Consider the following 25,880-nt stretch of genomic DNA (forward strand, 5'->3'; position numbering starts at 1 on the left):
GCGGTTGCGGTGCGGGGCGGGACTCAAAGGGGCAGTCGCGAGGACGAAGCACGGCGCAGTAAGCACCGCAGCGAAGGAGCGTCAGCGACTGAGCGAGGAGCGCAGCAAGCCGCGCGAGTCCTCGCGGCTGGGGCTTTGGAGGTGTTCACTACCGATCCACAGTCAGCTATTTATAAACGAGCGGCTGGGGCTTTGGAGGTGTTCACCGTCGATCCACAGTCAGCTATTTATAAACGAGCGACTGGGGCTTTGGAGGTGTTCACCGCGGAGTGGTCAGTCGGTCATCTGCGAGCGATCGAGGCATAAAAGACGTTCGCTGCGGAATCTACCGCTTACTTCGCGACCTTCGCCTCGAACTTCTCGCGGACCTTCTCCATCTTCGGCTTGGCGTGGAAGCTGCAGTACGCGTCGTTCGGGTTCTTCGCGAAGTAGTCTTGGTGGTGCTCTTCCGCCCGGTAGAACGTCTCTAACCGGTCGAGCTCCGTCACCACGTCGTCGTCGTACTCCTCGTCGAGCGCGTCGATGTACGCGGCGGCGAGCTCGCGCTGGTCCTCGTCGTGATAGAGGACGATCGAGCGGTACTGGCTCCCCACGTCGGGACCCTGGCGGTTCAGCTGGGTCGGGTCGTGGATCTCGAAGAACGCCTCCAGCACCTCGTCGTAGGCGATGACGTCGGGATCGAACTCGACCTGCACGACCTCGGCGTGGCCGGTGTTGCCGGAGCACACCTGCTTGTACGTGGGGTCGTCGACGTGGCCGCCCGCGTAGCCGGAGGTGACCGACTCGACGCCGGCGAGCTGTTCGAGCGCCGCCTCGATACACCAGAAGCACCCGCCGCCGAGCGTCGCGGTTTCGAGCTGATCGGACATATACTCGTTCTAAGGGCTCGGAGACGTATTAATGACGCGCGCTTAGGTGTGAACGATGGTGGCGAACCCAGACGTTTATTTATAAGTCTCTGACGACGGATCGTCGGTCAACACCGCCAAATCCCCAGCCGTGAGGAGCGCGCACGCTCGCTGCGCTCCTCGTCACTCGCTTCGCTCGTTCCTGCGGTGCTTACGTCGCCTCCGCGCTCCTCACGGCTGCCCCTTTGGGTCCCACCCGCACGGCACCGCAGCCTCACACCTCCCCAGCCTCGGCGGACGGCCCGGCGCGGGCGGAGCCGCGCCGGACCGCCGCCTCCCTCGCACGCGCTGCTCGGCCGCGGAGGGCCTCGCAGGCGCGCGCCACCGCACGAGTTCAGTTATAAACAACTCGCACCCCGCTATTTAATTCGCTGAACCGCCCAGACTCGTACATGGACGAACTCGCGGACCTGACTGAGGAGCTGGTCGGCATTCCCTCCCACGAGGACGAGACCGACGCCGGCGACGCGATCGAGGAGTGGCTCCGCGCCGAGACCGACGCGCGGGTCGAGCGCGACGCGGTCGGCAACGTGATCGCTTACAAAGGCGCGACGGAGGACCCCGACGCCGACACCCTCGCGCTGGTCGGCCACCACGACGTGGTCCCGCCGGCCGAGCGCCAGACGACCGGCGACGGGAAGGCCGGCGAGTACGTCGTCGAGCGCCGCGACGGGCGGATTCACGGGCGCGGATCGGCCGACATGAAGGGCGCGGTGGCGGCCTGCATGCTCGCGTTCCGCGACGCCGAGCCGCCGGCGGGCCGCGAGCTCGCGGTCGCCTCGTTCGTCGGCGAGGAGGTCGGCGGGACCGGCGCGCGCCACGCGATCGACGAGGGGTTCGCTCCCGACCGCGCGGTCGTCGCCGAGGGGTCGACGGACTACTCGAAGCCGGGCGTCACCGACGTCGCGGTCGCGCACAAGGGCCGGCGCGCGTCGACGCTGGTCGCGCACGGGACCGCGGCGCACGCCTCCGAGCCCGAGCGCGGCGAGAACGCGATCTACCGCGCCAGCGACGCGATCGACGTCGTCCGCGACCTCGACGCCCCGGAGGCGACCGTCTTCGGCGAGGCCGTCACGGGGTCGCTCGCGGTCACGATCGTCCACGGCGGCGAGACGTGGAACGTGACCCCGGAGCGCTGCGAGGTGACGATCGACGAGCGCACCGTCCCCGGCGACCGCGCCGACCTCGCCCGCGCAGCCGAGGCGGTCGCGGGCGTCGAGTTGACCGTCGAGCAGGACCTCCCGCCGATGGCCTGCGGCGACGACGCCTTCGCCGAGGCCGCGCTCGCGGTCGCCCGCGAGGTCCACGACGGACTGGGGCTCGACGCGCCCGAACACGTCGTCAAGCCGCACGCGACCGACGCGGGGTGGCTCGCCGGGGCCGGGACCGACTGCCTCGTCTGCGGCGCCTCCGAGCCGGGCGAGGCGCACACCGACACGGAGAGCGTCGGGATCGACGTCCTCGACCGGTGTTATCGCATTTACGAAGGAGTCGCCGAACGGCCGTTCTGAGCGGTCACTCGGCACGCCGTGCGACGCGGTATGGAAGGGGTTTTATGCGCCCCGCGGAAACTGTGGGCTACTATGGGAAATAAATCGAAGGCTCAAAAGAAGCGTCTGGCGAAGGCGGAACGCCAGAACACCCGCGTCCCGGCGTGGGTCATGATGAAGACGGACATGAACGTGACGCGAAACCCCAAGCGGCGCAACTGGCGCCGGAACGACCTGGACGAATAAATGAGCACCAGCGACTTCGAGGAGCGCGTCGTCACCGTGCCGCTCCGCGACGCCAACGACAAGCCGGTACAGGAACGCGCCGACTTCGCGATGCGGATCATTCGCGAGCACCTCGCGCAGCACTTCTCCGTCGACGAGGCGGACGTCGTCATCGACACCTCGGTCAACGAGGCGGTCTGGGCGAACGGGCGCCAGAACCCGCCGAGCAAGGTCCGCGTCCGCGCGGCCAGGTTCGTCGAGGACGGCGAGCCCGTCGTCGAAGCCGAGTACGCCGAGTAACGTGTTACGGGCGACTTTCACCGGCTCGTCGTACGTGGGCGTGTTCGCCCGCGCGATCGACGACCTCCTGTTGGTCCGGCCGGACGTCGACGAGGAGCTCGCCGAGTCTCTCGGCGAGGAGCTGGGCGCCGAGCCCCTCCTCACGACGGTCGGCGGCGCCAACACCGTCGGCTCCCTCGCGACGGGCAACGAGAACGGCGTTCTCGTCTCCGCGCGGGCGACCGAACGGGAGCAGTCGCGGATCGCCGAGGCCGCCGACCGCGAGGTGGGCGAGCTCCCCGGCGAGATCAACGCGGCCGGCAACGTCGTCCTCGCGAACGACTACGGCGCCTACGTCCACCCGGACCTCCCGCGCGAAACGATCGTGACGATCAGAGAGACCCTCGGCGTCCCCGTGTCCCGCGGCGACCTCGGCGACGTTCGCACCGTCGGGACGGCGGCGGTCGCCAACAACGCCGGCGTGCTCTGTCATCCCAAGTCGACCGAATCGGAGCTGCGAGACGTCGAGGAGGCGCTCGATGTCCGGGCCGATCTCGGCACGGTCAACTACGGCGCGCCGCTGGTCGGCTCCGGGCTCGTCGCCACCGACGAGGGATACGTCGTCGGCGATGACACCACCGGCCCCGAGCTGGGTCGGATCGAAGAGACGCTCGGCTTCATCGACTGACGCCCGCGTCGCCGACGGCCGCTGTTCATCGCGGTTCGGTCGACCCCTCTCCCCCGACTCGCTTCTCCCGCTGTGTTACCGACTGCAGGCGAGCCGTGGGCGAGACGCTCGCGCTCGTCGCGCTCGTCGCCGTCCACGCGCTCGCAGTGTCGTACCGGCTGGCCGGACCTGACCGGGTAGCCGGCCCGGAGACGGCTCGATCCGTCGAGGATACCACCGGAATTCGGGCCCGTCGCCCCGAACGAAGCCGGTCCCGCTTCGGTGCCGGTCTCTCGCCTTTTAGGAAGATACTTCCCTGTCCCTGCCGGATCGGAGAACATGAGTACCTACACGGTGAGTGGACGGTTCCAGAGTCGAGGCGACTTCCAGCCGTTCACGAAGGAGGTCGAGGCAGAGAACGAGGACCTCGCCCGCGAGCGCATCTACACCACGGTCGGGAGCCAGCACAACCGGAAGCGCACCCAGATCGAGATCGAGGAGGTGTCCGCGGCATGATGGGCGGCGGACAACAGCAGCTCCAGCAGCTCTCCCAGGAGCTGCAGGCGCTCGACGAGGAGATCGAGGCCCTCGAAGCGGAGATCGCCGACTACCGCGAGGAGCAGTCCGACATCGACGACGCGGTCGAGGCGATCGAGACCCTCGACACGGGCTCGACGGTGCAGGTCCCGCTCGGCGGCGGCGCCTACGTCCGCGCCGAGGTCCAGGACATCGACGAGATCATCGTCTCGCTCGGCGGCAACTACTCCGCGGAGCAGAGCGAAGGCGACGCCATCGACGTGCTTCGGCGCAAGCAGGAGGCGCTCAACGACCGCATTGAGGAGACGCAAGAGGAGGTCGACGAGCTCGAGTCCGAGAGCCAAGAGCTCGAACAGCAGGCCCAGCAGATGCAACAGCAGATGCAGCAGCAGCAGATGCAGCAGATGGGGCAGGGCCAGGGCGACGAGGAGTAAGGTAGACCGTGTTCGACGGACTGAAGGACAAGCTCTCGGGGTTCCGAGAGGACGTCGAGGAGAGCACTGACGTCGAGGCGGACCCCGCCGAGGGCGACGAGCCGACCCCCGACGAGACGACCGCGAGCGACGCCGCCGACGCGGACGGTGACGCGGAGGCGGTCGCGGCCGAAACGGGGGCCGACGTCGAGGCGAAGTCCGACGATAGCGACGCGGACGACGACGAGCCGAGCACCTTCCAGCGCGCGAAGGCGTTCGCCACCGGTCGGATCATCATCGAGGAGGAGGACCTCGAAGAGCCGCTGTGGAACCTCGAGATGGCCCTCCTCGAGAGCGACGTGGAGATGAGCGTCGCCGAGCGGATCCTCGACACCGTCCGCGAGAAGATGCTCGGCGAGTCGCGCAAGCAGGTCGAGACGACCGGCGAGCTGGTCGAGTCGGCGCTCCACGACGCGCTGCTCGACGTGATCGCGGTCGGCCAGTTCGACTTCGAGGAGCGGATCGCGGCGGCCGAGAAGCCGGTCACCATCGTCTTCACCGGCGTCAACGGCGTCGGGAAGACGACGAGCATCGCGAAGCTCTCCGAGTGGCTCGCCGACCGCGGCTACTCGTCGGTGCTGGCGAACGGCGACACCTACCGGGCCGGCGCCAACGAGCAGATCGCGGAGCACGCAGACCGGCTCGGTCGAGAGCTGATCTCCCACGACCAGGGCGGCGACCCCGCGGCCGTCATCTACGACGGCGTCGAGTACGCCGCGGCCAACGACGTCGACGTCGTGCTCGGCGACACGGCCGGGCGGCTTCACACCAGCGACGATCTGATGGCGCAGTTGGAGAAGATCGACCGCGTCGTCGACCCGGACATGACGCTGTTCGTCGACGAGGCGGTCGCGGGACAGGACGCCGTGAACCGCGCGAAGGAGTTCGACGACGCCGCCGAGATCGACGGGGCCATCCTGACGAAGGCCGACGCCGACTCCTCCGGCGGCGCCGCGATCTCGGTGGCGTACGTCACCGGGAAGCCGATCCTCTTCCTGGGGACCGGACAGGGGTACGACGACCTCACGCTGTTCGAGCCCGAGGAGCTCGTCGAGAGCCTGCTCGACGAGGAGTAGGGCCGGACCGGGTCAGTTGGTTCGGTGACCGCGGGTCAGTCGGCTCGGTGACCGCCGAGTCGGCGGTCGTGCGACCCTCCCTCCGACTACCCTTCCCCGACCATCCGCTCTTCTTCGTCCCACTCGCGCTGGCGGAGCTCGTACTTCTGTATCTTCCCCGTCGCCGTCGTCGGGAGCTCAGCGACGAACTCCACCTCGCCCGGCGTCTTGTAGTCGGCGACGCGCTCGCGGACGAACGACTTCAGATCCTCCGTCGTCGCGCCCGCGTCATCGGGGTCGCCGCCCTCGGGGACGACGAACGCCTTCGGGGTCTCGCCCCACCGCTCGTCCGGCGCGGGGATGACCGCCACGTCGGAGACGACCGCGTGCTCGAAGAGGGTGTCCTCTAACTCGATCGAGGAGATGTTCTCGCCGCCGGAGATGATGATGTCCTTCTTGCGGTCCTGGATCGAGACGAAGCCGTCCTCGTCGACGACGGCCAGGTCGCCCATGTGGTAGTACCCCTCCAGCCGCTCCGAGAACGCCTGCTCGGTGGCCTCGGGCTTGTTCCAGTAGCGGTCCATCACCTGGTTGCCGCGGACGACGATCTCGCCGATCGTCTCGCCGTCGGCGGGCACGTCCTCGCCGTCCTCGTCGACGACGCGCACGTCGGTGCCGAGGTAGCCGATCCCCTGCGTCTTCTTCACCGCGAAGCGGTCGGGCGAGCCCGCCTCGAAGTGCCGCTTCGCGTCCGAGGTGGTGATGAGGGGGCCGGTCTCGGTCGCGCCGTACACGTGTTTGAGCTCCCAGCCGAACTCCTCCTCGACGGTGCGGATCGTCGCCTCCGGCGGCGCCGCGCCGGCGGTCGCGGCGCGCACGTCGCTGTCGCCGGTCGTCGCCCCGCCGTGTTCGGCGTAGTGGTCGCCCAGCATGTTGAGCACGGTCGGCGCCGCACAGAAGTACGAGACGTCCTCCTCGCGGATCCGGGCGAACACCGCGGCGACGTCGACGCCGCGGGTGCAGACGTGCCGGGCGCCCATTCCGGTGATCGCGTAGATATGGCCCCACCCGTTGACGTGGAACATCGGGAGCGTCCAGAGGTAGACGTCGTCGTCGGTGATCTCCTGGTGGATCGCGATGAGGTACGCGTGGAGGGTCTCGGCGCGGTGCGTGCGGCAGACTCCCTTCGGGTCGCCGGTCGTCCCCGAGGTGTAGTTGATCGTGATCACCTCGTCCTCGTCCATCTCCGGGCGCTCGTAGGCGTCGGGGTCGGCGTCCGCGAGCGCCCCGTCGAACGACTCCCAGTCGCCCGCGACCGCGTCGGCGTCGTTCGTGAGGAACGTCTCCGTCGGCACCTCGTCGCGGACCGCCTCGATCCGGTCGGCGTACTCGGCGTCGGCGTAGATCGCGTCGACGCCCGCGTCGGAGAGCATGTACGCGAAGTCGTCGGGCGTGAGCCGGTAGTTCAGCGGGGTGTGGACCGCGCCGACCTGCATCGCGCCGTACGCCGCTTCGAGGTGGTAGTGCGTGTTCGGGTCCAACACCGCGACGCGGTCGCCCTTCTCGATCCCGCGCGCCCGGAGGGCGGCCGAGAACCGATCCGCGCGCTCGCCGAGCTCGGCGTAGGTGTACCGCGTGCCGTCGGTGGCGAGCACGGCCTCCTCGTCCGCGTAGTGCCGGCGCGCCCGATCCAGAAAGTCCGTCGTCAGTAGCGGTTTTCGCATCGATTTATCACTATTTTTGATTGATAAAAGCGTTTGCGGCCGGCACAAGGCGGCGCCGCCGCCGGTGGCCGTCGGATCTCACCGGCATCGTCGCGAGGCCCCCGCCGTCGCGGTGCCGCGAGGTTTTCCCCGTCTCGGAGGGTTCAGGGCGTATGAGCGACGGATCCGGCCGGTCGACGTTCACCGAGGGGTACGCGGTCCCCATCGCCGGGCTCCTGTCGCTGTTCTTCGCGCTCATGGCGGGGCTGACCGCGGGTCGAGCGCTCTCCGGCGACCCCGCCGACGCGGTCCTCCCGGTCGCGTTCGCGCTCGGCGCGATCCTCGCGCTGCGGTTCCGGCAGAAACACGCCGGGTCGGAGTGAGTCGACCGAGTGATGCCCCGACTGCGCCGGCGATCCCGCCGCCGTCCGTATATAAACCGTGCGTGGTCGAATCGCACACGGGCGACGGGATCAGAACCCTTAACAGTCGCAACGGGTTTTGATACGATAGCGGGATGGGATAGCCAGGAGATTCCGCCGGGCTCATAACCCGGAGATCGGTAGTTCAAATCTACCTCCCGCTACTGTTCGTTTGCGGCCGCGGTCTCCTGGGCGTTTTTAATTCCCCTGAGCGACGCACCCGTCAACTCTAAGCGATCGAAGAGGGTGAAAGTCAGAACTCCTCGTCGTACGTGATTGAGATGCGTCTGTCCGCTTCGTCGCCGGATATCTCGGCGCTGACCGTCCCTTCGTCGATTTTGAGTCCTACCAACAGGTCGTCCCTTTCGAAGCCGCGCTCGCAGTTGATCTCGGCCACGAGTTGCCCGGACTCGTTCGAGAGGTCCGTGAGTGTCGATTCCACCGTGGTATTGAGGCCGTCAGGCACATCAACGTCAACGTCGACCGACGTGACGCGGACCGACGCGTCGAAGCGATTCGTGACGGTAACGATCGAGACGATCTTCATCGGCGCGTTCGTGCGTTGCCGTTCGTTTCGTTCACGATTTCGTTGAACCCAATCCGGATCTCCGCGGACATTAATCTCAGCCCGCGTGGGCGCGTGAGTCATCGACTGCATCGGCTTCGATACCCCTGTCAGCCGTCGCCGACGCTTATTGCCCCGTGGGACCGTCGTACTCAAGTCGCCCGGTCAGAAAGCTATCCGCTCGGGCGTGGTTCGAATCGTAATCACCGACGTCGAGTCAAGTGAAAACACCTGACAGCACGACATCCGCCATTATAAACTAGATCCGGAGACTCCGCTGGAGATTGGTACTACTTGTCGAGTAATCTGCATGATAAAATGGTGTCTCTGGAATGTTACGGGACGTATGGACGGTTGGGACTGTTCGGGAAGTTATATGCTGTCACGACGTTCTTGAAGATCTCTGAATCCTCTGAAGCAGCGTTCACTCCGATGTCAGCGTTGTAAACTTGACCGACATCACCGGCAGGGATGTCATAGAATCCGAGGGCAATGTCCACGCTTTCACCTGGTGGGACGAACACACCCCATTGTCCGGGAGCCCCGCTAGTCCCCATGCCTGAGGAGGTACCATCTCCACCGTCCATGCCACTTCCTGTACCATTTGCAAGGGCATTAGCCTGCATGGAGAGGTATGACGTGACATAACCATTGCCGCTAATCGATGCATTCAGATCATTAAGATTTACCCAGACCAGCACAAGTTCCGTCCCCTGATTACTGACGGTCAGAAGATCGGTGAATTCTGTAGTTGCATTTGCATTAAGTCCGGTTCCATTTCCGTTGTTGTCGAAATTAATTTCCAGCGTACCGTTAGTTTCTGCAGTGTAATCAGGATCCCCAGTGATTCCTAGATATGCGTTGGTATCTGTGCTGACTTGAGTGCTGATCGCCCTCTCCGCACTGGCTGATGACAACGCACCACTACCCATTGCAGCCACCCCGCCGGCGGCGAGCGATCCCAGTCCGACTATGAATTTGCGTCGTTGCATTGGTTTTCAAACCTCGTTGTGTCGCGCCCGTTCACGAACGCCGACGACTCCCGACGCCGGTCCGTCGTCGCCGTCCACGGGGCGTATTCCGCTCAAGAGGCGAGACTCCCTTTGGAATATACCGCCAGCGGAACTGGGAGAGAGTGTCTGTAAATGAGGAATAGGCTCTATGGAGAGTGAGCAAGATCCCTTTGTCGAACTGCCTGAGTCTCTTTACATGGGCTTAACGCTCACGCGCCGACCGCAAGAGATCATATATGATAAAATACATTATTTCTGTATAATTAATTCGAGTTAGAAGCAGTTTATTGGCGATACCCACGAGTCTGTCGGAATAATATGTCATATCGAATAGCTTCTTCTCAACCGGTGGTAGAGGGGCTTTGTCATCGTTTCCGCTATCTATAGTAAAGTGATACTGGATTGACTCTATTGACGAGATGTGTGTAGGGCGGAGGGAGCATGGCTGAGGCACAGACAGAGACGAGTAACACGGTCGACGGCGACGCTGAGTTGGCGTCGAGAGAGGAACCGGACTTCACCAGAGACGACGTCTTCGAGGTGCTCAGCAACCAGCGCCGCCGCTACGCGATTCACTACCTCAAACGACGGAACGGGGACCCCGTCGCTGTCTCGGAACTCACGGACTGGGTCGCGAGCTGGGAGTACGGAAAGGAGATCGACACGCTCGATCACCGCGAGCGGAAGCGCGTGCGAAACGCCCTCCGGCAGTTCCACCTGCCGAAGATGGCCGAGTACGGATTCGTCGACTACGACTCCCAGCGCGGCGTCATCGAACTCACGGAGGCGGCCTCGGACGCCAACTTCTACGTCGACTCGCTGACCGGGCGTGACATTCCGTGGAGCGCCTACTACTGCGGGCTGTCCATGATAAGTGTCGTCTGCCTCGTCGGGATCTGGGTGGGTGTACACCCGTTCTCGCTGGTGTCGCCACTCCACTTCGGCGTCTTCCTCGTGACGGCGCTGTCGGTGTCGGCGACGGGACACCTCTACGACAACTACTGCCGGATGCGACTCGGCGCGAGAAGCAGACCGCCCGAGGTGGATGACGAATGAGTCGACGTCGATACCTGTCTCTCGCCGTCGCGCTCCTCGCCGTGACGGCGCTCGTGGCGGGCACCGGAGGGTTCAGCACGACGGCGACCGACCGAGGCGTGTCCGTCGAAGTCGCCGAGGATCCGAACGCGTTCCTGGGTCTCGAACAGACGCAACGCAGCGGCGAGAACCTGACGGCGACGGTGAACGCGGCGCAGACCGACAACGGGACCGAGACCCTGAGCGACGGAGGGAACGAGACGACGGCCACGAACGCGACGGGGAATACGACCAGAAACGAGACAACGAACGCCACGCGGGGTGACGAGAACGAGACCGCGTACGTGGACGTGACGGTGATCAACCAGTTCCCGGCGGGAACGCGGCTCGCGACGGTTGAGGTGACCGCCCAGGGTAAGTCGGTCGAACTCGGTCCGCTCGCCCCGGGCGAGCGCGCGACGCAAACGTTTTCGTCCGTCTCCTGCGGGGACTCGATCGGGATCAAGGCGTCCGGAGACGGCGTGGCCGTGCGTCTCACGCGGACGGTGAGCTGTAGCTGATCCGGGCTCCGAACGCGAGGTCGGAGCAACCACTGTATCCCCACCGTCGGTTGTTAATACGGCGTTAAGACCGTATCGCACCGTATATCTAAACGCACGAACTGCGAACGCATTACTCGACACGGTGACACGATGACCGACTCGGACAATCCCTACCGAATCCCCCGCGTTCCGGCTGAGGCTCTCCGATCGCTTCCGCAATGCCTCCCCGGCACGGCGCCGAACGCCCCGAAGCGGAACGCGCTCGTCGTTCTCGTGTACGCCTTCGCGTTCCTTCTCCTCGCCGGACTACTGCAGATACCGTACTAACCGCACCCAGCCGCGGTCGTCTCACACCCTCCCGAACCCGGAAGCGATTTCCGTCGGCCCCGCCTTCCGTCGAGCATGGACTACGAATCGAGCCTCGACCGCGCGATGGAGGAGGTGCCGGATCTGGGCGGCTCCGACGAGCGCCTGTCGGTGCCGGACCCGGAGACGCAGAAGGACGGCGCGTTCACCCGACTGACGAACCTCTCGGCGATCGCCGACGCCCTGAGCCGCGACCCCGAGCACGTCCACTCGAAGATCCAGCAGGAGCTCGGGACCGCCGGCCAGTACGAGTCGGGCCGCGCCCGCTACAGCGGGAACTTCCGCGAGCGCGACTTCCAGGCCGCGATCGACTCGTACATCGAGTCGTACGTCACCTGCTCGGAGTGCGGCCTGCCCGACACCCGGCTGGAAACGGAGAACCGCACGCCGATGCTCCGGTGTGAGGCCTGCGGGGCCTTCCGCCCGGTCGCGAAGCAGAACACCTCGAACACGCAGCGCCAGGAGGAGGCCATCGAGTCGGGCAAGACGTACGAGCTCGAGATCGTCGGCACCGGCCGCAAGGGCGACGGCGTCGCCGAGGTCGGCGAGTACACCGTCTTCGTCCCCGGCGCGCAGGAGGGCGAGACCGTCAAAGCGTACATCAAGAACGTCTCCGGCAACCTCGCGTTCGCCCGCCGCGAGAGCTGATCGGCCCGCCGCACCCGGTCCAAGCCGGACCGAGCCGCTCGTTTTGTCGTCCGACTCGTTCCGCAACCCGACCGTTTATCCGCGCGTTCGCGGATCGTGAGACATGGCGACACGACTCCCCGACGCCGCGTTCGACGACCGGCTCGCGGCGGTCCGCGACCGGCTCGCGGCGACCGACGCCGACGCCGCGACGTGGTTCGGCGCGACCGCGATCGAGTACCTCACCGGCTTCCACCACATCCAGACCGAGCGCCCGGTCGTCCTCGCGGTGACGGCCGACCGGGTCGAGATCACGGTCCCGCGACTGGAGGTCGAGCGCGTCGAGCCGAACCCCCGGATCGACGCGGTGCACCACTACCTCGACTACCCCTGCGGCGACCCGATCCGCGTCATCGTCGACGCGCTCGACGGGCTCGACGCCGACCGCGTGGCGACCGACGCCGACGGCGCGCCGGGCGTGATGGGGTACGAGGGCCCCGCGCTCTCCGAGTTCGTCGACGTCGAGACGCAGTCGTGGGTCGACCGCATGCGCTGGGAGAAGTCGGACGCCGAGGTGGACCTGATCCGCGAGTCGGCCAAGTGGGCGAACCTCGGCCACCGCTACCTCGCCGACTTCACCGAGCCCGGCGCGCACCCGGCGACGGTCTCGCAGCGCGCCTCGACGGAGGCCTCACGGGCGATGCTCGACACGCTCGGGGAGACGTACAGCGTCCGGGTGCGCGGCGGCGGTCCCGTCCACGCCGGCTACATCTCTGGTCGCGAGACCGCGCTGCCCCACGGCCACACCCCGAACGAGCGGCTCGCCGAGGGCGACGTCCTCGTCACGGGCGCGACCGCGAACGTCGACGGCTACCGCTCCGAGCTGGAGCGGACGATGTTCGTCGGCGACTACTCCGACGAGCAGGAGCACTACTTCGAGCTCATGCTGGAGGCGCAGACCCTCGCGATCGACGCGCTCGGGCCGAGCGTCCCGGTGGCCGAGGTGGACGAGGTCGTCTGGGAGTACTTCGAGGAGTAGGGCGTGACCGACCTCGCGCGACATCACGTCGGTCACAACATCGGGCTCGGCGCCCACGAGCCGCCGTACATCGACCGCGGCTGGGGCGAGCGCTACGACGGCGACGACGCCGTGATGGCCCCCGGACAGGTGTACACGATAGAGCCCGGACTCTACACCGACGAGTACGGCTACCGCCACTCGGACACCGTCGCGATAACCGAGTCTGGCACCGAGACGCTGACGCACTTCCCGCGCGACATCGACGCGAACGTCGTGTGAGCTACTTGACCCGCCCGACGACGATCCGGTGACCGGTCTCTTTGGTGTGCTTCCGCTCGAGGTCGGTGGCCTCGTCGCCGTCCTCGTACAGGCGCTCGACCGAACACTCCCGGCAGACGACGTGGTACTTCGGCTTTTGCGTTGCGGAACTCATAGGACCCGCCATGGGCTGTCGTGACCTAGTTAAACGCATCGTACCGCGGTTTAAGCAATTGTTATTTGACCGTTTCAGGGCCGCAACGCCGCACATCACCGCAGCTCGCCGCGGCCGTTCGAGTCAGTCGCCGCCGTCGGCTCGCCGCTCGAACCGATCGAGCGCGAGGCCGAGCATGTCCGGGCTCACGGGCTGGTACTCCTCCCGCTCGTGTTCCGGGAGGTACTCCCGCACGCTGTTCCACGACTCGCGGGCGTACCGGGCGTCGAGCAGGACGCGCACCCCGCGCTCGTCCGGCCCGCGGATGACCCGCCCGACCGCCTGTCGGGCCTTCCGCACGGCCGGCACCGTGAGCGCCGTCTCGAACCCGGACTCGAAGCGGCGGTCGTAGGCGGTGATCACGGCTCTGGTCCGCGGCCGGGACGTGTTGATGATCGGGACCCCGCAGACCACGGCGGCCGACAGGCGGTCCCCGCGGTAGTCGACGCCCTCGGTGAGCGTGCCGCGGAGGCTCGTCACGAGCACCTTCCCCTCGCCCGCGAAGAAGTCGTCTTTCAGCGACTCCGTGGCGCGGTCGCCGGAGGACTCGTCGAGGAGCACCGGTTTGTCCAGCCGCTCCGAGAGCGACTCGGCCATCCACGTCGCCTCCGCGTAGCTCGGCGTGCCGACGAGCACGTTCCCCTCGCGGGCCGCCACCGCCGCCGTCGCGTCCAGGTGCGCGAGCCGGGTGTCGTTCGACTCGCCGGGCGCGCCGCGGTTCTGGTGGGTGAACTTCGGCGCGTCGACGGCGAGGCTCGCGCGGTTCGCCTCGGGGAACGAGAGCCCATACGTCCGCTCGACGACCGGTCGGCCCTGCGATTCGAGGTGATCGAGCCCGGTCACCTCGCGGAACACGTCCATCGGCTCCAGCGTCGCGCTCATGAGGACGCCGCCGCCGAACTCGGCGAGCCGGTCGCCGATCGGCTCGCTCGGCAGGCAGTTGTACAGCGCGAGGCTCGCGTTGTAGGCGCGCCGCCACGAGTCCGGCGGCGCGGTCTCGTCCCACGTCCGTTCCAGATCGATCGCCCGGAAGAACTCCTCGTGGCCCTCGCGATACCAGGCGTTGAGGGTGCGCCCGACGCCGGGCGCCGCCCGCTTTTTGTCCTCCTCCTCCAGCGAGTCGAGGACGCGCTTGACGACCGCACCGACCTGGTGAGCGCGCGCCCAGACGCGGTCGCCGTACCCCTCGCGTTCCGCCCACGCCGTGATCTCGTCTCTCGCCGGCTCCTCGGGGTCGCGGAGCGCGATCTCGTCGTCGTCGAGCTCGCGCATCGACGCCCGCCAGTCGGGGCGCTCGCGGTCGAGTCGCTCCGTGACCCGGCGGTCGAGCTCGCCGCGGAGGTCGGCGTAGAACTCGCGGACGGACTCGATCTCCTCGACGGTCACGTCCGCGTCGGCCAGCTCGCCGCGCACGAGCTCCGCGTCGTCCGACTCGGCGCCGGCCGTCTCGAAGGAGAGCGGCTGGACCACGCGGGTGAGCTCGTTCTCGGCGTCGCGGAGGCTGGCGTCGGCGACGGCGTCGCTCACGAGATCGCGGACGCGCGGTTCGAGCATGTGCGCCTCGTCGCAGACGACGAACGTCGCGTCGTCGAGCAGTGCGCCCGTGAACGTCCCGGTCGTCACCGGGTCGAACGCGTGGTAGTAGTTCCCTATCACGACCTCGACCTCGGGGACGAGCGCCCCCATGATCGAGTGGGGACAGGAGCCGTGACCCGCGGCGAGCCGGACCAGTTCGTCGCTGTCGACGTGACCGATGTCGGTCACGTCGAACGGGACCGCTTCCGCGGGGTCACCGTCCTCCGGGAGGTCGTCGAGGAACCCGGCGTAAAAGGGGCAGAACTCGGTCCCCTCGTACTCCTCGGTGTCCGGGCGGTACGGGGTGGGTTCGCCGTCGACGCTGAGGTAGTCGGCGGCGGCGGAATCGTCACCGTGCGATCCGGTGTCGCTCCCCGAGTCCATCAGCCCGACCTGCTGGCTCCGCGCCTCGCTCACGAGGTTCGACGTCGTGGTCGCGCCGCCGTCGCCGACGAGGTTTCGGGTGCGCTCGCGGAGCCCCTCGCAGCGTTCGTACACGTTCTCGCGGTCGACCCCGCCGCGGTTCTCGCGGGCGTACGGGCAGACGTCGGCCTTGCCGACCAGCGTCAGTCCGGAGACTGGGTCGTACTCGTCCGGGAGGTTCGCGTTGATCGTCCCCAGATCCGTCTCGAACTGGCGGAGCTGCTGTTTGACGCTCGTGAGGACGAAGACGCGCTCGAAGTCGGAGTCGGGGTCGCGGACCCGGTCGAGCCCGGCGGTGAGCGCGAGCATCGTCTTGCCGGTCCCGCACGCGCCCTCTAACGAGAGGAAGCCGCCGTCCTCGGCGGCGTCGACGGCGGCGTCGATCCCGTCGGCCTGCTCCGGATACGGCTCCTCGTGGCCGAAGAGGTCGGACCACGGCGGGGGGTTCGTCACTGTGGCCGCGTAGCTTCCCATCGGAGTTAAACCTTGAGAGAGACGACGGCCGCGGCGGCCGCGGCGGCTACCGACGGGCGGCCGCGGCGGTCCCCCGCCGCCGGCGATCCTACCCGATGATGTCGTGCAGGTCGGAGAGCCGGTCGATCTCCCAGGTCGGCCACACGTTCAGCTCCCAGTCGCGGCGGTGCGGGCGGCGGATGAACGCGGAGTCGATGCCCGCGTTCTCGGCCGCGCGCACGTCGGACTCGTTGTCGCCGACGAACAGGGCGTTGCCCGCATCGAGGTCGCCGAGCGCCTGCTCGATGTAGTGGGGGTTCGGCTTGCGGAGCTGGAGCGAGTGGATCGTGGGCTCGCGGCCGTACGCGGCGCCGAACCGCTCGAAGCCGTCGAAGTGGTCGACGAGGAAGTCGACCGTCGCCTGCTGGTTCGAGGAGACGATTCCCATCTCCACGTCGAGGCTCTGCAGCTCGTTGAGGTCGTCGTACGGGGTCTTCCGCCCCGCGCGGGCCTCCTGCTGTTGGGCCTTCGAGACCACGTCGTCGCGAGTCCGCCAGAACGACCCGGGATCGAGGTCGTACGTCTGACAGACGGTCCCCACGCTTCCGGGGGTCGCACCGATGGTCATGCGCTCTACGTCGTCCGGATCGGGCTCCTCGACGCCGCACTCTTCGAACGCGTTCCGGGTCGCATCCCGGAGCACGTCGAAGCGCGTGCGGCCCACGAGGACACCGTCGTTGTCGAACACGACGGTATCGTACGTCATACAGTCCGGAGTCGCTCAGCCCTTAAAAGGGTTTCACCAACGCCGCGACGCGACCGCCGGCTCTTTTATACGCGTCCGCCGCCCGTCCCGGGGTATGCGCGTCAGCGTCATCGGCGGGAGTTCCGTCTCGCCCGAGACGGCGGCGGTCGCCGAAGCGGTGGGGGAACGGCTCGCGGAGCGCGACCACACGGTCGTCTGCGGTGGGCTCGGCGGGGTGATGGCGGCGGTGTGTCGCGGCGCCGCGAACGCGGGAGGGGAGACGATCGGGATCCTGCCGACCGCCCGCCGCGCGGACGCGAACCCGCACGTCACGGTCCCGATCGCGACGGGGCTGGGTCACGCCCGCAACGCGCTCGTGGTGCTCAACGGCGACGCCGCGATCGCGATCGACGGCTCGCACGGCACGCTCTCGGAGATCGGACTGGCGCTCGCGCACGGCCGCGCCGTCGCCGGGCTCGACACGCACGAGGTCGCCGGCGTGGAGGACGTCGACACCCCGACCGAGGCGGTCGAGCACGTCGAGAGCGCCGCGGGGCCGAACTGACCGCTCGGCGGTCAACCGCCGCTCTCGGCGCCCGTGATCTCGAACCGAGCCCCGCCTCGCGTGCCCTCGGACACGGAGACCTCCCACCCGTGCGCGTTAGCCACCTCCCTGACGATGTTGAGACCGAACCCGGTGCCGCCTTCCGCGGTCGTGTATCCCACGTCGAACACGTCCTCGCACTCGTCCTGGGAGATTCCCCGCCCGTCGTCCTCGACGAAGAACCCCGTCGGCAGGTCGGTCTCGGCGCGCGTCGTCGTGTACATCGGCGAGATGTCTCCGACGAAGACGGTCACGTCGTCGCCCCCGTGGTCGACCGCGTTTCGGAACAGGTTCTCCAACAGCTGTTTCAGTCGGCTCGGATGCGCCAGCAGCCGTCGGTCGCCGTCGACGACGAGCGTCGCGTCGCCGGTGGCGACGTTCGCCCAACACCGCTCGGCGAGGTCCGAGAGTTCGACCGAGTCGAGTTCCCGCGGTCGCTCGCCCTGTTTCGCGAGGGTCAACAGGTCGTCTATCAGCTCGAACGTTCGATCGATCGCGGCCGCCGCGTCGTCGACGTGTCCGACGTCTCCCTCCCTGCGCGCTAACTCGATCCGTCCCTGTGCGACGGTGAGCGGGTTCCGCAGGTCGTGAGACACGCCGCTCGTGAACGCTTCGAGGCGCCGCCGCTGTCGCTCGGCCTCGGCGACCGCGCGAGCGGACGCGACGGCGTTCGAGATGCGGCGGACGAGAACGGGCGTCCGGTCCGACTCGCCGCACGACCGCGCGACGTCGGTGGCGCCGGCCTCGAACGCGTCGCTGACGGCCGCCGCGTCGAGCGCCTCGTCGGGGCAGAACACGATCGGGAGCTCCGGGTGTCGGTCGCGGACGGTTTCGACGAACGGGACCCCGGTCGGGTCGGTGAGTCCGCCCGCGGTCACCAGGCAGTCCACGGGCGTGTCCCGGAGGACACGCAGCGCCGCGTCGGTGTCCGCTGTCGGCTCGGCGACGAGCCGATCGTCCGCGCGTTCCAGCGACGTCGCTATCGCCGCCGCTCGCTCCGGCGTCTTCGTAACGAGAACGATCGCGATGCCGTCGCCGGGCGCACCCATTTGGTGTTCGTCTACTGTTGCCGCGCTCGACGTATAACTACCGGGAGGGCCGCCGCGGGCTTACCAGGTGTCGTGGAACGTGTCGAACTCGATCGAGTCGAGGGGTTTCTCGCCGATGGCTGCCTCGTACTCGCCCGGCGTCAACATCGGCTTGTGGAACCGCGGGCCGTCGTCGGTCGTGATGCGGGGACAGCCCGTGTTGACGAACGCGTCCATGTCGAAGTTGCGGAGGCGGTCCGGCGTCACCTCGTCCATCGTGATCAGGTACGCGTTCTCGTTGTTCTCGACGATCTCCTGGGCGGTCTCCCACCGGCCCTGGCCGATCTTCGTACAGAAGATGACGCCCCACTTCTCGGCGCCCATCGCCTTGTGGACCGAGGCGTAGCGCTGCTTGAGGAACTGGTCGTGTTCGGCGACCGAGACGGCGTTGTTGACCGGGTCGGCGATGACGACGCGCTTCTCCGGGTGCTCCATCGCGAGGCCGACGGGGTGGAACTTCCCGCCGCCGACGTACAGCACCTGGTCGGCGGGGATGTCCGCGGAGGCGTAGTTGCAGCCGAGCACCTGTCCCTCCTTCGTGAGCCGGTCGTCGCCTCGGCGGGTGTGGACCTCGTAGCCGCGCTCCTCCAACCAGTCGGTCATCTCCTCGAACCGGTTCATGTGCTGGGCGGTGGTGACGAGGCCGACGTCGGGGTTCTCCTCGGGGTCGTCGAGCTCCTCCGCCAGCGCGTCCTCCATGATCGGGAACGGGTCGACGTTCGAGAAGAGGGGGACGTAGACGATGCTGTCGGACTCCTTCATGGGCGTGTGGCCGAAGTGGACGAACACGTCTGTCCGGCGCATCAGGTACGTGTCGAGGTCGCAGGCGCCGTAGCAGGGCTGCCCGGACAGCATGAAGGTGACGTCGTCGGGCGCCGCCTCCCGCAGGTCGTCGGCGACCTTCGGGCCGCGGCGCTTGAGTCCCTCCGGGAACTGGAGGCCGACCTTGGAGGCGTCGCGCTCCTCGATGGCCTCGACGATCCGGTCGAGCTCGTAGTCCCACTCGCGGTCGTGTTTCAGGGCCATCCCAGTCTTCGTGAGGTCACCCTCCGTGGAGCCGCTCATGCACCCGGATTACGCGGGGGGACGGTTAAACGGCGCGCTCGGAGGGTATTCTCGTGATCGTTCGGGATCAAGCGAGACCGGACCCCGACACGGGTCGGCCGTCGCGGTTATCGTAGTCATCGCGACCACCGCAATCACCCCGGCCATCGCGGTCATCGCGACCGCCGCGGCCATCGCGGCTATCGCGACTGCCGCGGCCGGCGACGGACCGTCTGCCGCGGCCGACGGATACAACCGCCGAGCCGACGAACCGGAGAGCCATGAGCGACATTCCGCTGGAACACGTCCACGTCGCGCCGGACGACGGCCCGGAGAACGCGCCCGCCGTCTTCGTTCTCCACGGCCGCGGCGCCGACGAGGAGGACCTGCTACCCGTCGCGCGCCACCTGCCGGACGGCCTCCACGTGGTCAGCCTCCGAGCGCCGGACCCGCTGCAGGGCGGGTACACCTGGTACGAGCTCGACCTCTCGGCCGGCGGCCTCGAATCGAGCCAGCCGGACGCCGCGGACTTCCGCCGCAGCCTCGATCTCGTCGCCGAGAGCGTCGACGCCGCCGCCGAGGCGTACGCCATCGACCCCGACCGGATGGGGCTGCTCGGCTTCAGTCAGGGCGCGATCACGAGCCTCTCGCTCCTCGTAGAGGAGCCGGACCGGTACGCGTGGGTCGTCGCGCTCCACGGCTACCTCGCGGACGCGCACTCGGACCTCGCGCCCGACGGGATCGAGGGGAAGCCGGTCCTCGTCGGCGCCGGGGCCGGCGACCGCGTGATCCCGGCGTCGCGCTCGGCCGCCGCCGCCGACCGCCTCGAGGCGATCGGCGCCGACGTCACCCGGGGCAACTACCCGGGCGGCCACGGGATCGGGCAGGAGGAGCTGGCGGACGTCGTCGCCTTCGTCGAGGCGCGAGCCGCGTGAGGGCGCGGCCAACGCGGACGCGGTCCCCGACGGATCGGAGGGCGGGACCCCCGGCTCCGGCAGGTTGAAGCCGCTCCGCGCCAACGATCGGTCATGAGCGTCGAACAGGCCTCCATCGAGGACCTCGGTCGCGAGCTCGGCGAGCGGATCGCCCGAACCACCGAGTACGAGCGCTTCGAGGAGGCGCGCGAGGCGGTACAGCGCGACGAGGAGGTCCAGGCGAAGATCGACGAGTTCGAACAGCTGCGCGCCGAGTTCATGCAGGCCCGCGAGACCGGACAGGCGACGAACTCCGGGCTCCAGAAGGTGCAGGCGGCGCAGGACGAGCTCCACTCGATGCCCACCATGCGGGAGTTCCTCGACGCGCAAGACGAGCTGACCGACACCCTCGAGACGGTCAACGAGGCCATCTCGGAACCCCTCGCGGTCGACTTCGGCGGCGAGGCCGGCAGCTGCTGTCAGGACTGACGGGCGGTTCCGCGGTCGCTCTCCTGTCGACTTTTATCACCGATAGCGACGCAACCCGGCGCGTGATCGCAGTCGCCGGCGGCAAGGGCGGGAGCGGGAAGACGACCACGACCCTCGGGCTCGCGCGGGCGCTGTCGCGGCGGGGCGCGCGAGCGGTCGCGGCCGACGCCGACTGGGACCTCCCGAACCTCGCGCGGTTGGCGTCGGAGACCGCGGACGGGACCGCTGAGACCGACGCTCGGGACCGCCCCACCGTCGTCGACGCGGTCCTCGGCGGCGGTTCGATCCCGCTCGACCGTCGGTCGCCGACGGTGCTCGCCGCCCCCGACGACCCCGACCCCGTCGATCCCGGTCCGACGTTCGGATCGCTCGGCGAGGCGCTCCCCGACGACGCCGCGGCGCTCCTCGACTGTCCGGCGGGCGCGTCGCCGGACGCGGCGGCCCCGCTCCGCGCGGCCGATCGGTCGCTCCTGGTGACGCCCCTCCGGCGAGCGGCCCTGCGCGACGCCGCCAAGACGGCCGCGATCGCGCGGCGGCTGGACTGCCCGCCGCTTGGCGTCGTCGCCGTCCGCGCGTCGTCCGTCCCGGATCCGGTCGCCGATCTGCTCGGCTGCCCGGTGGTGGGGCGGATCCCCGCTCGGGCGCCGGCGCCGCTCTCGGACCCGGCCGTTCGATCGGCGTACGACGACCTCGCGCGGCGACTCGCGCGGGGGTACGGAGCGGGGCGATGGCGGATCGTCTGACCGTCGATTCCGCGTCCCGATCGCGGTTTGGCGGTCACCGACAGAGCCAAACCCCCGGAGACGACAGCGATCGTATGGAGGCGCTCCCGACCGGAATTTCGGTGCTGGACAGGGAGTTCGGCGGCGGCATTCCGAGCGGCAGCGTCGTCGCGCTGGAGGCCGACCCCGCCAGTCAGTCCGAGCTCATCCTGGACCGACTCGCGCGGGTCCGGGAGTGCCGGTACGTAACGACGGTGCGCTCCGCCGACGCGGTGGGGGCGAGCCTCACGCTCGACGACGAGGCGGACGAGACGGTGGTCGAGGACGCGACGGGGGACGACCCGTTCGCGACCGCGCTGGACGCGGCCGCGGAGCTGTCGGAGCGAGGGACGATCGTCGTCGACTCCGTCGGCCCGTTGGAGTCCGACGACGGCGCGGAGTACGGCGCGTTCCTCGGCGATCTCCGTCGGCGCGTCGACGACGCCGACGGGCTCGCGGTGCTTCACGCGCTCAAAGGGGGAGCGGCCGACCGAAACCGAGTCGTCACCGAGCAGATCGCGGACGTCGTCTTCGACCTCCGGACCGCGGTGACCGGAACGGAGATCGTGAACCGACTCGTCGTCCCGAAGTTCCGCGGCGGCGCGGCGCTGGAGGAGCCGCTCAAGCTGAAGCTCACCGATTCGGTCTCCGTCGACACGAGCCGGGACATCGCCTGAATCGGGCGTTTCTCGATCCGGTTCGATTACAGCACCGCGGCCGCGACGGCCACGACTACGCCGACGAGCGCCGCCGCGACCGCCCAGTTCCGGGGCTCGTCGAGCGGTCCGTACGGGCCGCCCTTCCGCGAGAAGAGATAGGCGGCGTACACCGCGATCGGTGCGAGCGTCGGCAGGGTCCCCACCTCGACGACGCCGGCGACCCCGGACAGCACCGCGACCGCGACCGTCGTCGCGCCGGCGCTCGCGGCGACCACGAGGTCGTCCCGCGCCCGTTCGATCTCCATCGGTCAGCCGCCCTCCGCGTCTCTCTCCGTCGGCCGGTCGGTTTCCATGTCTCTGGGTGGGTCGACCGTCGGTCAAAAAGGATCGGTTCGTCGTCCGGCCGAGACGCCGCGAAGGGGGTTACTCCTCGTCGAGCTCGTCGACGATCTCGTCGGCGTCGACGTCGACGTCCTCGAGCGCGTCCTCGATGTCGCCGGCGCCGGCGCCGCCCATGCCGCCCATCATGCCGCCGAGCCCGCCCATGCCGCCGCCCTCGATGACCTCCTCGACCACGACGCGGTCGAGGTCGAGCCGGCCCATGAGGTCCTGCGCGATCTGCTGTTTCTGGAACATCCACTGCTGGTTCATCTGCATCGCCTGCGTGGCCGTCACGTAGAGGACGTCTTTCTCGACCTCATCGGTCTCGACGACCTCCTCGCCCTCGTCGTCCTCGGTGACCGTCTCCTCCTCCTCGGTGACGGTCTCGATGCGGACCTCGGGCGCGTCCTGGAGGTACATCCCGAGCATGCCGGCGGCCTGCTGCTCGCGGTCGTCGATGAGCTCGAGGATCTCGTACTCGTACTCGAGGTCCTCGCCGGCCAGCGGGTGGTTGAAGTCGACGCGGGCGCGGCCGCCGATGATCGTCTCGAGGTAGCCCTGCTGGTTGTCGATCTGGACCTGTGCGCCGGGGTACCGGCTGTCCTCGGGGATCTTGTCGGCCTTGACGGTCTCGACCTCGTCGGGGTCGTACGCGCCGAAGGCGTCCTCGGCGGGGACGTCGACGACGCCCTCGTCGCCGACCTCGGCGCCGACGAAGGCCTCGTCGACCGCCGGGAACACGTGACCGGCGCCGAGCGCGATGACGCGGGGTTCGAACTCGTGTTCCTCGGTGTCGATCTCGGCCTCCTCGGCCGTCTCCTCGTCGGTGGTGTCGATGACCCGGCCGTCGTCGGCCGTTCGGATCGTGTACGCGACCCGCACGAAGTCGCCGTCCGCGAGTCCGGCGCTCTCGGTCTCGGCTTCGGTCTCGGCCTCGTCGGCGTCCTCGGCCGCGTCCGCTTGCTCCTGATCGCTCATACCCTGAACGTCACCTGTTACACCCTTAAGGCGCACGGTTCGACGCGGCGGCGACCGCGTCGCGCCGGAGTTAGCGTCCCGCGGCGCTTAAGAACGCGCCCGGCGGAATCCGGGTATGTTCGAGGTCGAGATCAAGGTGCCGGCCGACGTCGACGCGGTCCGCGAGCGCCTGCGCGAGGCGGGCGCCGAGCGCGTCGACGCGCGTCGCCAGCGGGACGCCTACTACGACGCGCCGCACCGCGACTTCGCCGAGACGGACGAGGCGCTTCGGGTCCGCCGCGAGACGCCGCTTCCGAGTGGAATCTCCCCGGCCGACGCGGCGGACGAGGCGGAGGGTCCGGACCCCGGGTCGAACGCCCCACCGACAGCGCCCGAGACGACCAAGATCACGTACAAGGGGCCGCTGCTCGACGAGGGGTCGAAGACCCGCGCGGAACACGAGACCGAGGTGGCCGACCCGGAGGCCGCGGCCGGCATCCTCTCCGGACTGGGGTTCGAACCGGCGGCGACCGTCGAGAAGCGCCGCGAGTTCTGGGCGTACGACGGATTCACGGTGACGCTCGACGCGGTCGACGGGCTCGGCGAGTTCGTCGAGATCGAGCGCGCGGTCGCCGAGGAGGGAGCGATCGAGGCCGTCAGGGACGACGCGCTCGACGCCCTCGACCGGCTCGGACTCGACGGCGCGGAGCAGGTCCGCACGTCGTACCTCGGGCTGTTGCTGGCGGAAGACGACGCCGACGCGAGCGACGACGGGTAGTCGGGTCCGGCTCGTGACAGGGGTCAGCTCCCGTTCCCGTCCGGCCGCTTCCTCGAGAGCGCGGTCCGGTCGAACTCGCAGACGAGGACGTCGTCGCCGTCCTCGACCAGCTTGAACGCCTCGACGTGCATCGTGACGACGCCGCGCTCGCCGTCGCTGGTCTCCCGCTTGTCCGTGACCGTCGACCGCGCGCGGATCGTGTCGCCGTGGAACACCGGGTTCGGGTGCTCGATGTCGTCGTACGAGAGGTTCGCGACGATGGTGCCGTCGGTCGTCTCCGGGATCGACACGCCGACCGCGAGCGACAGGGTGTACAGCCCGTTGACGAGCCGTTCGCCGAACTGCGTCCCCTCGGCGAAATCGGCGTCGAGGTGGAGCGGTTGCTGGTTCATCGTCATGTCGCAGAAGCGCTGGTTGTCGGCCTCGCTCACCGTCCGCCGCCGCGCGTGTTCGATCGTCTCCCCGACCTCGAACTCCTCGTAGTAGCGTCCCGTCATGGACCGACCGTCGACCCGCCGCGGCAAATCGGTACCGCTCCGGGCGCCGGGCGGGTCTCGGATTCGGACGGCCCGGCTCTTTATGTTCGGCCGCGAGGAGTGCCCGACATGGCCCGACGAAGCCTCCTGTTCTCCCCCGGCGATCGCCCGGAACTCATGCGGAAGGCGCCGGCGACGGGCGCTGACGTGGTCTGCTTCGACCTCGAGGACGCCGTCGCCCCCGGCCGGAAGGACGAGGCCCGAGCCGCCGTCCGCGGCCTGCTCGCCGATCCCGACTTCGACCCCGATACGGAGGTCTGCGTCCGGCTCACGGCGACGGACCCCGCTGCCGACCTCGACGCGCTCGTCGGAGCGAGCGCGGCGACCGGTGACGTCCAGCCCGGCACCGACGACGCCGAGCGCTCGCCGCGACTCGACGCGGTCATGCTCCCGAAGGTCGAGGGCGCCGACCGCGTCGACCGTGCGGCCGCGCTGTGTACCGACCGCGGGCTCGACCCCGCCGTGTTCGCGCTCGTCGAGACGGCGGGGGGCGTGCTCGCCGCCGAGGCGATCGCCGACGCGGAACCGACCGACGCGTTGGTCTTCGGCGCCGAAGACCTCGCGGCGGACCTGGGCGCGACGCGCACCGACGAGGGAACCGAGGTGCTGTACGCCCGCGAGCACGCGGTCCTCGCGGCCGGCGCCGCCGACGTCGACGCGCTCGATACGGTGTACACGGACTTCTCCGACACCGCGGGGCTCCGCGAGGAGACGGCGTTCGCGCGCACGCTCGGCTACGACGGGAAGCTCGCGATCCACCCGTCGCAGGTCGAGCCTATCAACGAGGCGTTCACGCCCGACCCCGACGAGGTCGAGTGGGCGGCGCGGGTCCTCGACGCCTGCGACGAGGCCGACCGGGACGACCGCGGCGTCTTCAGCGTCGACGGCGAGATGATCGACGCCCCGCTGATCGCGCGGGCGGAGCGGATCGTCGAGCGAGCGGCGGCCGCCGGGCTCGACCCGCGATAGGGACCGCGGCGAGCGGAAGCGGAGCCGTTCGCCGCGCCCCCCCAACCGCGATCCCGCATCCCGCTGATCGTCCGTCACAATTAACCCCGGTCCCCGGAGACGAG

General features: G+C 68.6%; 30 protein-coding genes, 1 tRNA gene and 1 pseudogene. 20 read left to right on the plus strand and 12 right to left on the minus strand.

What is annotated here, in order from left to right:
* Positions 1-332: 332 nt before the first annotated feature.
* The gene (msrA, locus tag DJ75_RS07085; RefSeq protein WP_094523816.1) at positions 333-869 is read right to left on the minus strand and encodes a peptide-methionine (S)-S-oxide reductase MsrA; all 537 of its coding nucleotides are present in this window, start codon (positions 867-869) and stop codon (positions 333-335) included.
* A gap of 431 nt (positions 870-1,300) precedes the next feature.
* On the opposite strand from msrA, the gene DJ75_RS07090 reads away from it, so the two are divergent.
* The 7 genes from DJ75_RS07090 (at position 1,301) to ftsY (ending at position 5,655) form a co-directional block, all read left to right on the plus strand.
* Positions 1,301-2,419: a M20 family metallopeptidase gene (locus DJ75_RS07090; protein WP_094523817.1), complete on the plus strand. Its 1,119-nt coding sequence runs from the start codon at positions 1,301-1,303 to the stop codon at positions 2,417-2,419.
* 72 nt (positions 2,420-2,491) lie between these two features.
* Positions 2,492-2,644 carry a 50S ribosomal protein L39e gene (locus DJ75_RS07095; protein ID WP_094523818.1) on the plus strand — a complete coding sequence of 51 codons (153 nt, stop codon included), beginning with the start codon at positions 2,492-2,494 and terminating at the stop codon, positions 2,642-2,644.
* Entirely contained in the window at positions 2,645-2,923 is a 279-nt protein-coding gene (locus tag DJ75_RS07100) for a 50S ribosomal protein L31e (RefSeq protein ID WP_094523819.1), read from the plus strand. It begins immediately after the preceding gene.
* A gap of 1 nt (position 2,924) precedes the next feature.
* A complete protein-coding gene (locus tag DJ75_RS07105; protein ID WP_094523820.1) occupies positions 2,925-3,590 on the plus strand; it encodes a translation initiation factor IF-6 in 666 nt (221 codons plus the stop codon).
* 318 nt (positions 3,591-3,908) lie between these two features.
* Positions 3,909-4,085 carry a 50S ribosomal protein L18Ae gene (rpl18a, locus tag DJ75_RS07110; RefSeq protein ID WP_094523821.1) on the plus strand — a complete coding sequence of 59 codons (177 nt, stop codon included), beginning with the start codon at positions 3,909-3,911 and terminating at the stop codon, positions 4,083-4,085.
* Positions 4,085-4,540, plus strand: a complete 456-nt coding sequence (gene pfdA / locus DJ75_RS07115; protein WP_094523822.1) for a prefoldin subunit alpha — start codon at positions 4,085-4,087, stop codon at positions 4,538-4,540. Before rpl18a ends, pfdA begins: the two co-directional genes overlap by 1 nt.
* A gap of 8 nt (positions 4,541-4,548) precedes the next feature.
* Positions 4,549-5,655, plus strand: a complete 1,107-nt coding sequence (gene ftsY, locus DJ75_RS07120; protein ID WP_094523823.1) for a signal recognition particle-docking protein FtsY — start codon at positions 4,549-4,551, stop codon at positions 5,653-5,655.
* Between the two features lie 86 nt (positions 5,656-5,741).
* On the opposite strand, the gene DJ75_RS07125 is transcribed toward ftsY, so the two are convergent.
* Positions 5,742-7,358 (minus strand): long-chain-fatty-acid--CoA ligase, encoded by a 1,617-nt coding sequence (locus tag DJ75_RS07125; protein ID WP_094523824.1) that lies wholly within the window; start codon positions 7,356-7,358, stop codon positions 5,742-5,744.
* Positions 7,359-7,510: 152 nt separating this feature from the next.
* Here DJ75_RS07125 and DJ75_RS07130 point away from each other — a divergent pair, with 152 nt between their 5' ends.
* Both DJ75_RS07130 and DJ75_RS07135 read left to right on the plus strand, forming a co-directional pair.
* Positions 7,511-7,720, plus strand: coding sequence for a hypothetical protein (locus tag DJ75_RS07130; protein ID WP_094523825.1), 210 nt, complete (start codon positions 7,511-7,513; stop codon positions 7,718-7,720).
* 128 nt (positions 7,721-7,848) lie between these two features.
* Positions 7,849-7,923, plus strand: a tRNA-Met gene (locus DJ75_RS07135).
* 89 nt (positions 7,924-8,012) lie between these two features.
* Here DJ75_RS07135 and DJ75_RS07140 read toward each other — a convergent pair.
* Complete coding sequence (locus tag DJ75_RS07140) at positions 8,013-8,306, minus strand: hypothetical protein (RefSeq protein WP_094523826.1); 294 nt, start codon at positions 8,304-8,306, stop codon at positions 8,013-8,015.
* A 353-nt stretch (positions 8,307-8,659) separates the two neighbouring features.
* Positions 8,660-9,316, minus strand: a complete 657-nt coding sequence (locus DJ75_RS18125) for a hypothetical protein (RefSeq protein ID WP_141211991.1) — start codon at positions 9,314-9,316, stop codon at positions 8,660-8,662.
* 462 nt (positions 9,317-9,778) lie between these two features.
* Between DJ75_RS18125 and DJ75_RS07145 the strand changes: the two genes are divergently transcribed.
* From DJ75_RS07145 to DJ75_RS07160, 4 genes and pseudogenes are all read left to right on the plus strand, one after another.
* Positions 9,779-10,393, plus strand: coding sequence for a hypothetical protein (locus tag DJ75_RS07145; RefSeq protein ID WP_094523827.1), 615 nt, complete (start codon positions 9,779-9,781; stop codon positions 10,391-10,393).
* Entirely contained in the window at positions 10,390-10,932 is a 543-nt protein-coding gene (locus DJ75_RS07150; RefSeq protein ID WP_094523828.1) for a hypothetical protein, read from the plus strand. Before DJ75_RS07145 ends, DJ75_RS07150 begins: the two co-directional genes overlap by 4 nt.
* Positions 10,933-11,316: 384 nt before the next feature.
* On the plus strand, positions 11,317-11,928 hold the full coding sequence (locus DJ75_RS07155; RefSeq protein WP_094523829.1) for a translation initiation factor IF-2 subunit beta: 612 nt from the start codon (positions 11,317-11,319) through the stop codon (positions 11,926-11,928).
* Between the two features lie 103 nt (positions 11,929-12,031).
* Positions 12,032-13,207: pseudogene (locus DJ75_RS07160) on the plus strand (M24 family metallopeptidase).
* A gap of 1 nt (position 13,208) precedes the next feature.
* Here DJ75_RS07160 and DJ75_RS18590 read toward each other — a convergent pair.
* The 3 genes from DJ75_RS18590 to DJ75_RS07170 all read right to left on the minus strand — a co-directional run bounded on the left by DJ75_RS18590 (position 13,209) and on the right by DJ75_RS07170 (position 16,617).
* On the minus strand, positions 13,209-13,361 hold the full coding sequence (locus tag DJ75_RS18590) for a hypothetical protein (RefSeq protein ID WP_170938322.1): 153 nt from the start codon (positions 13,359-13,361) through the stop codon (positions 13,209-13,211).
* Positions 13,362-13,484: 123 nt separating this feature from the next.
* Complete coding sequence (locus DJ75_RS07165; RefSeq protein WP_094523830.1) at positions 13,485-15,851, minus strand: ATP-dependent DNA helicase; 2,367 nt, start codon at positions 15,849-15,851, stop codon at positions 13,485-13,487.
* A gap of 109 nt (positions 15,852-15,960) precedes the next feature.
* Positions 15,961-16,617 (minus strand): HAD family hydrolase, encoded by a 657-nt coding sequence (locus DJ75_RS07170; protein WP_094523831.1) that lies wholly within the window; start codon positions 16,615-16,617, stop codon positions 15,961-15,963.
* Positions 16,618-16,711: 94 nt separating this feature from the next.
* Here DJ75_RS07170 and DJ75_RS07175 point away from each other — a divergent pair, with 94 nt between their 5' ends.
* A complete protein-coding gene (locus tag DJ75_RS07175) occupies positions 16,712-17,161 on the plus strand; it encodes a TIGR00725 family protein (protein WP_094523832.1) in 450 nt (149 codons plus the stop codon).
* A gap of 11 nt (positions 17,162-17,172) precedes the next feature.
* On the opposite strand, the gene DJ75_RS07180 is transcribed toward DJ75_RS07175, so the two are convergent.
* Both DJ75_RS07180 and dph2 read right to left on the minus strand, forming a co-directional pair.
* Positions 17,173-18,249, minus strand: a complete 1,077-nt coding sequence (locus DJ75_RS07180; protein ID WP_094523833.1) for a HAMP domain-containing sensor histidine kinase — start codon at positions 18,247-18,249, stop codon at positions 17,173-17,175.
* A 60-nt stretch (positions 18,250-18,309) separates the two neighbouring features.
* Positions 18,310-19,353 carry a diphthamide biosynthesis enzyme Dph2 gene (gene dph2 / locus DJ75_RS07185; protein WP_094523834.1) on the minus strand — a complete coding sequence of 348 codons (1,044 nt, stop codon included), beginning with the start codon at positions 19,351-19,353 and terminating at the stop codon, positions 18,310-18,312.
* Positions 19,354-19,613: 260 nt separating this feature from the next.
* Between dph2 and DJ75_RS07190 the strand changes: the two genes are divergently transcribed.
* From DJ75_RS07190 to DJ75_RS07205, 4 genes are all read left to right on the plus strand, one after another.
* Positions 19,614-20,267 (plus strand): alpha/beta hydrolase, encoded by a 654-nt coding sequence (locus DJ75_RS07190; RefSeq protein WP_094523835.1) that lies wholly within the window; start codon positions 19,614-19,616, stop codon positions 20,265-20,267.
* 93 nt (positions 20,268-20,360) lie between these two features.
* Positions 20,361-20,735, plus strand: a complete 375-nt coding sequence (locus tag DJ75_RS07195; RefSeq protein WP_094523836.1) for a YlbF family regulator — start codon at positions 20,361-20,363, stop codon at positions 20,733-20,735.
* Between the two features lie 62 nt (positions 20,736-20,797).
* On the plus strand, positions 20,798-21,478 hold the full coding sequence (locus DJ75_RS07200) for a P-loop NTPase (RefSeq protein ID WP_094523837.1): 681 nt from the start codon (positions 20,798-20,800) through the stop codon (positions 21,476-21,478).
* A 74-nt stretch (positions 21,479-21,552) separates the two neighbouring features.
* The gene (locus tag DJ75_RS07205; protein ID WP_094523838.1) at positions 21,553-22,173 is read left to right on the plus strand and encodes a transcriptional regulator; all 621 of its coding nucleotides are present in this window, start codon (positions 21,553-21,555) and stop codon (positions 22,171-22,173) included.
* A 26-nt stretch (positions 22,174-22,199) separates the two neighbouring features.
* Here the strand turns inward: DJ75_RS07205 and DJ75_RS07210 are convergent, their stop codons facing one another.
* Together DJ75_RS07210 and DJ75_RS07215 are read right to left on the minus strand one after the other, a co-directional pair.
* On the minus strand, positions 22,200-22,460 hold the full coding sequence (locus DJ75_RS07210; RefSeq protein ID WP_094523839.1) for a hypothetical protein: 261 nt from the start codon (positions 22,458-22,460) through the stop codon (positions 22,200-22,202).
* Between the two features lie 118 nt (positions 22,461-22,578).
* Complete coding sequence (locus DJ75_RS07215; protein ID WP_094523840.1) at positions 22,579-23,514, minus strand: peptidylprolyl isomerase; 936 nt, start codon at positions 23,512-23,514, stop codon at positions 22,579-22,581.
* Between the two features lie 115 nt (positions 23,515-23,629).
* On the opposite strand from DJ75_RS07215, the gene cyaB reads away from it, so the two are divergent.
* Positions 23,630-24,271: a class IV adenylate cyclase gene (gene cyaB, locus DJ75_RS07220; RefSeq protein ID WP_094523841.1), complete on the plus strand. Its 642-nt coding sequence runs from the start codon at positions 23,630-23,632 to the stop codon at positions 24,269-24,271.
* Positions 24,272-24,294: 23 nt separating this feature from the next.
* Here the strand turns inward: cyaB and DJ75_RS07225 are convergent, their stop codons facing one another.
* Positions 24,295-24,795 carry a MaoC family dehydratase gene (locus DJ75_RS07225; protein WP_343124405.1) on the minus strand — a complete coding sequence of 167 codons (501 nt, stop codon included), beginning with the start codon at positions 24,793-24,795 and terminating at the stop codon, positions 24,295-24,297.
* An 81-nt stretch (positions 24,796-24,876) separates the two neighbouring features.
* Here DJ75_RS07225 and DJ75_RS07230 point away from each other — a divergent pair, with 81 nt between their 5' ends.
* Positions 24,877-25,776, plus strand: a complete 900-nt coding sequence (locus tag DJ75_RS07230) for a CoA ester lyase (protein ID WP_094523843.1) — start codon at positions 24,877-24,879, stop codon at positions 25,774-25,776.
* Positions 25,777-25,880 lie beyond the last annotated feature (104 nt).

This window comes from Halorubrum sp. Eb13 (assembly GCF_002252895.1).
Taxonomy (GTDB): domain Archaea; phylum Halobacteriota; class Halobacteria; order Halobacteriales; family Haloferacaceae; genus Halorubrum.

What these genes read in the sequence shown, in the direction of transcription:
- DJ75_RS07230 (WP_094523843.1), top strand. Translation starts at nt 24,877, where the DNA reads ATGGCCCGACGAAGCCTCCTGTTCTCCCCCGGCGATCGCCCGGAACTC.
- pfdA (WP_094523822.1), top strand. Translation starts at nt 4,085, where the DNA reads ATGGGCGGCGGACAACAGCAGCTCCAGCAGCTCTCCCAGGAGCTGCAG.
- DJ75_RS07130 (WP_094523825.1), top strand. Translation starts at nt 7,511, where the DNA reads ATGAGCGACGGATCCGGCCGGTCGACGTTCACCGAGGGGTACGCGGTC.
- DJ75_RS07145 (WP_094523827.1), top strand. Translation starts at nt 9,779, where the DNA reads ATGGCTGAGGCACAGACAGAGACGAGTAACACGGTCGACGGCGACGCT.
- cyaB (WP_094523841.1), top strand. Translation starts at nt 23,630, where the DNA reads ATGTTCGAGGTCGAGATCAAGGTGCCGGCCGACGTCGACGCGGTCCGC.
- DJ75_RS07155 (WP_094523829.1), top strand. Translation starts at nt 11,317, where the DNA reads ATGGACTACGAATCGAGCCTCGACCGCGCGATGGAGGAGGTGCCGGAT.
- DJ75_RS07180 (WP_094523833.1), bottom strand. Translation starts at nt 18,249, where the DNA reads ATGGGTGCGCCCGGCGACGGCATCGCGATCGTTCTCGTTACGAAGACG.
- DJ75_RS07140 (WP_094523826.1), bottom strand. Translation starts at nt 8,306, where the DNA reads ATGAAGATCGTCTCGATCGTTACCGTCACGAATCGCTTCGACGCGTCG.
- dph2 (WP_094523834.1), bottom strand. Translation starts at nt 19,353, where the DNA reads ATGAGCGGCTCCACGGAGGGTGACCTCACGAAGACTGGGATGGCCCTG.
- DJ75_RS07215 (WP_094523840.1), bottom strand. Translation starts at nt 23,514, where the DNA reads ATGAGCGATCAGGAGCAAGCGGACGCGGCCGAGGACGCCGACGAGGCC.
- DJ75_RS07170 (WP_094523831.1), bottom strand. Translation starts at nt 16,617, where the DNA reads ATGACGTACGATACCGTCGTGTTCGACAACGACGGTGTCCTCGTGGGC.
- msrA (WP_094523816.1), bottom strand. Translation starts at nt 869, where the DNA reads ATGTCCGATCAGCTCGAAACCGCGACGCTCGGCGGCGGGTGCTTCTGG.
- DJ75_RS07150 (WP_094523828.1), top strand. Translation starts at nt 10,390, where the DNA reads ATGAGTCGACGTCGATACCTGTCTCTCGCCGTCGCGCTCCTCGCCGTG.
- rpl18a (WP_094523821.1), top strand. Translation starts at nt 3,909, where the DNA reads ATGAGTACCTACACGGTGAGTGGACGGTTCCAGAGTCGAGGCGACTTC.
- DJ75_RS18590 (WP_170938322.1), bottom strand. Translation starts at nt 13,361, where the DNA reads ATGAGTTCCGCAACGCAAAAGCCGAAGTACCACGTCGTCTGCCGGGAG.
- DJ75_RS07175 (WP_094523832.1), top strand. Translation starts at nt 16,712, where the DNA reads ATGCGCGTCAGCGTCATCGGCGGGAGTTCCGTCTCGCCCGAGACGGCG.
- DJ75_RS07205 (WP_094523838.1), top strand. Translation starts at nt 21,553, where the DNA reads ATGGAGGCGCTCCCGACCGGAATTTCGGTGCTGGACAGGGAGTTCGGC.
- DJ75_RS07195 (WP_094523836.1), top strand. Translation starts at nt 20,361, where the DNA reads ATGAGCGTCGAACAGGCCTCCATCGAGGACCTCGGTCGCGAGCTCGGC.
- DJ75_RS07100 (WP_094523819.1), top strand. Translation starts at nt 2,645, where the DNA reads ATGAGCACCAGCGACTTCGAGGAGCGCGTCGTCACCGTGCCGCTCCGC.
- DJ75_RS07125 (WP_094523824.1), bottom strand. Translation starts at nt 7,358, where the DNA reads ATGCGAAAACCGCTACTGACGACGGACTTTCTGGATCGGGCGCGCCGG.
- DJ75_RS07190 (WP_094523835.1), top strand. Translation starts at nt 19,614, where the DNA reads ATGAGCGACATTCCGCTGGAACACGTCCACGTCGCGCCGGACGACGGC.
- DJ75_RS07095 (WP_094523818.1), top strand. Translation starts at nt 2,492, where the DNA reads ATGGGAAATAAATCGAAGGCTCAAAAGAAGCGTCTGGCGAAGGCGGAA.
- DJ75_RS07090 (WP_094523817.1), top strand. Translation starts at nt 1,301, where the DNA reads ATGGACGAACTCGCGGACCTGACTGAGGAGCTGGTCGGCATTCCCTCC.
- DJ75_RS07210 (WP_094523839.1), bottom strand. Translation starts at nt 22,460, where the DNA reads ATGGAGATCGAACGGGCGCGGGACGACCTCGTGGTCGCCGCGAGCGCC.
- DJ75_RS18125 (WP_141211991.1), bottom strand. Translation starts at nt 9,316, where the DNA reads ATGCAACGACGCAAATTCATAGTCGGACTGGGATCGCTCGCCGCCGGC.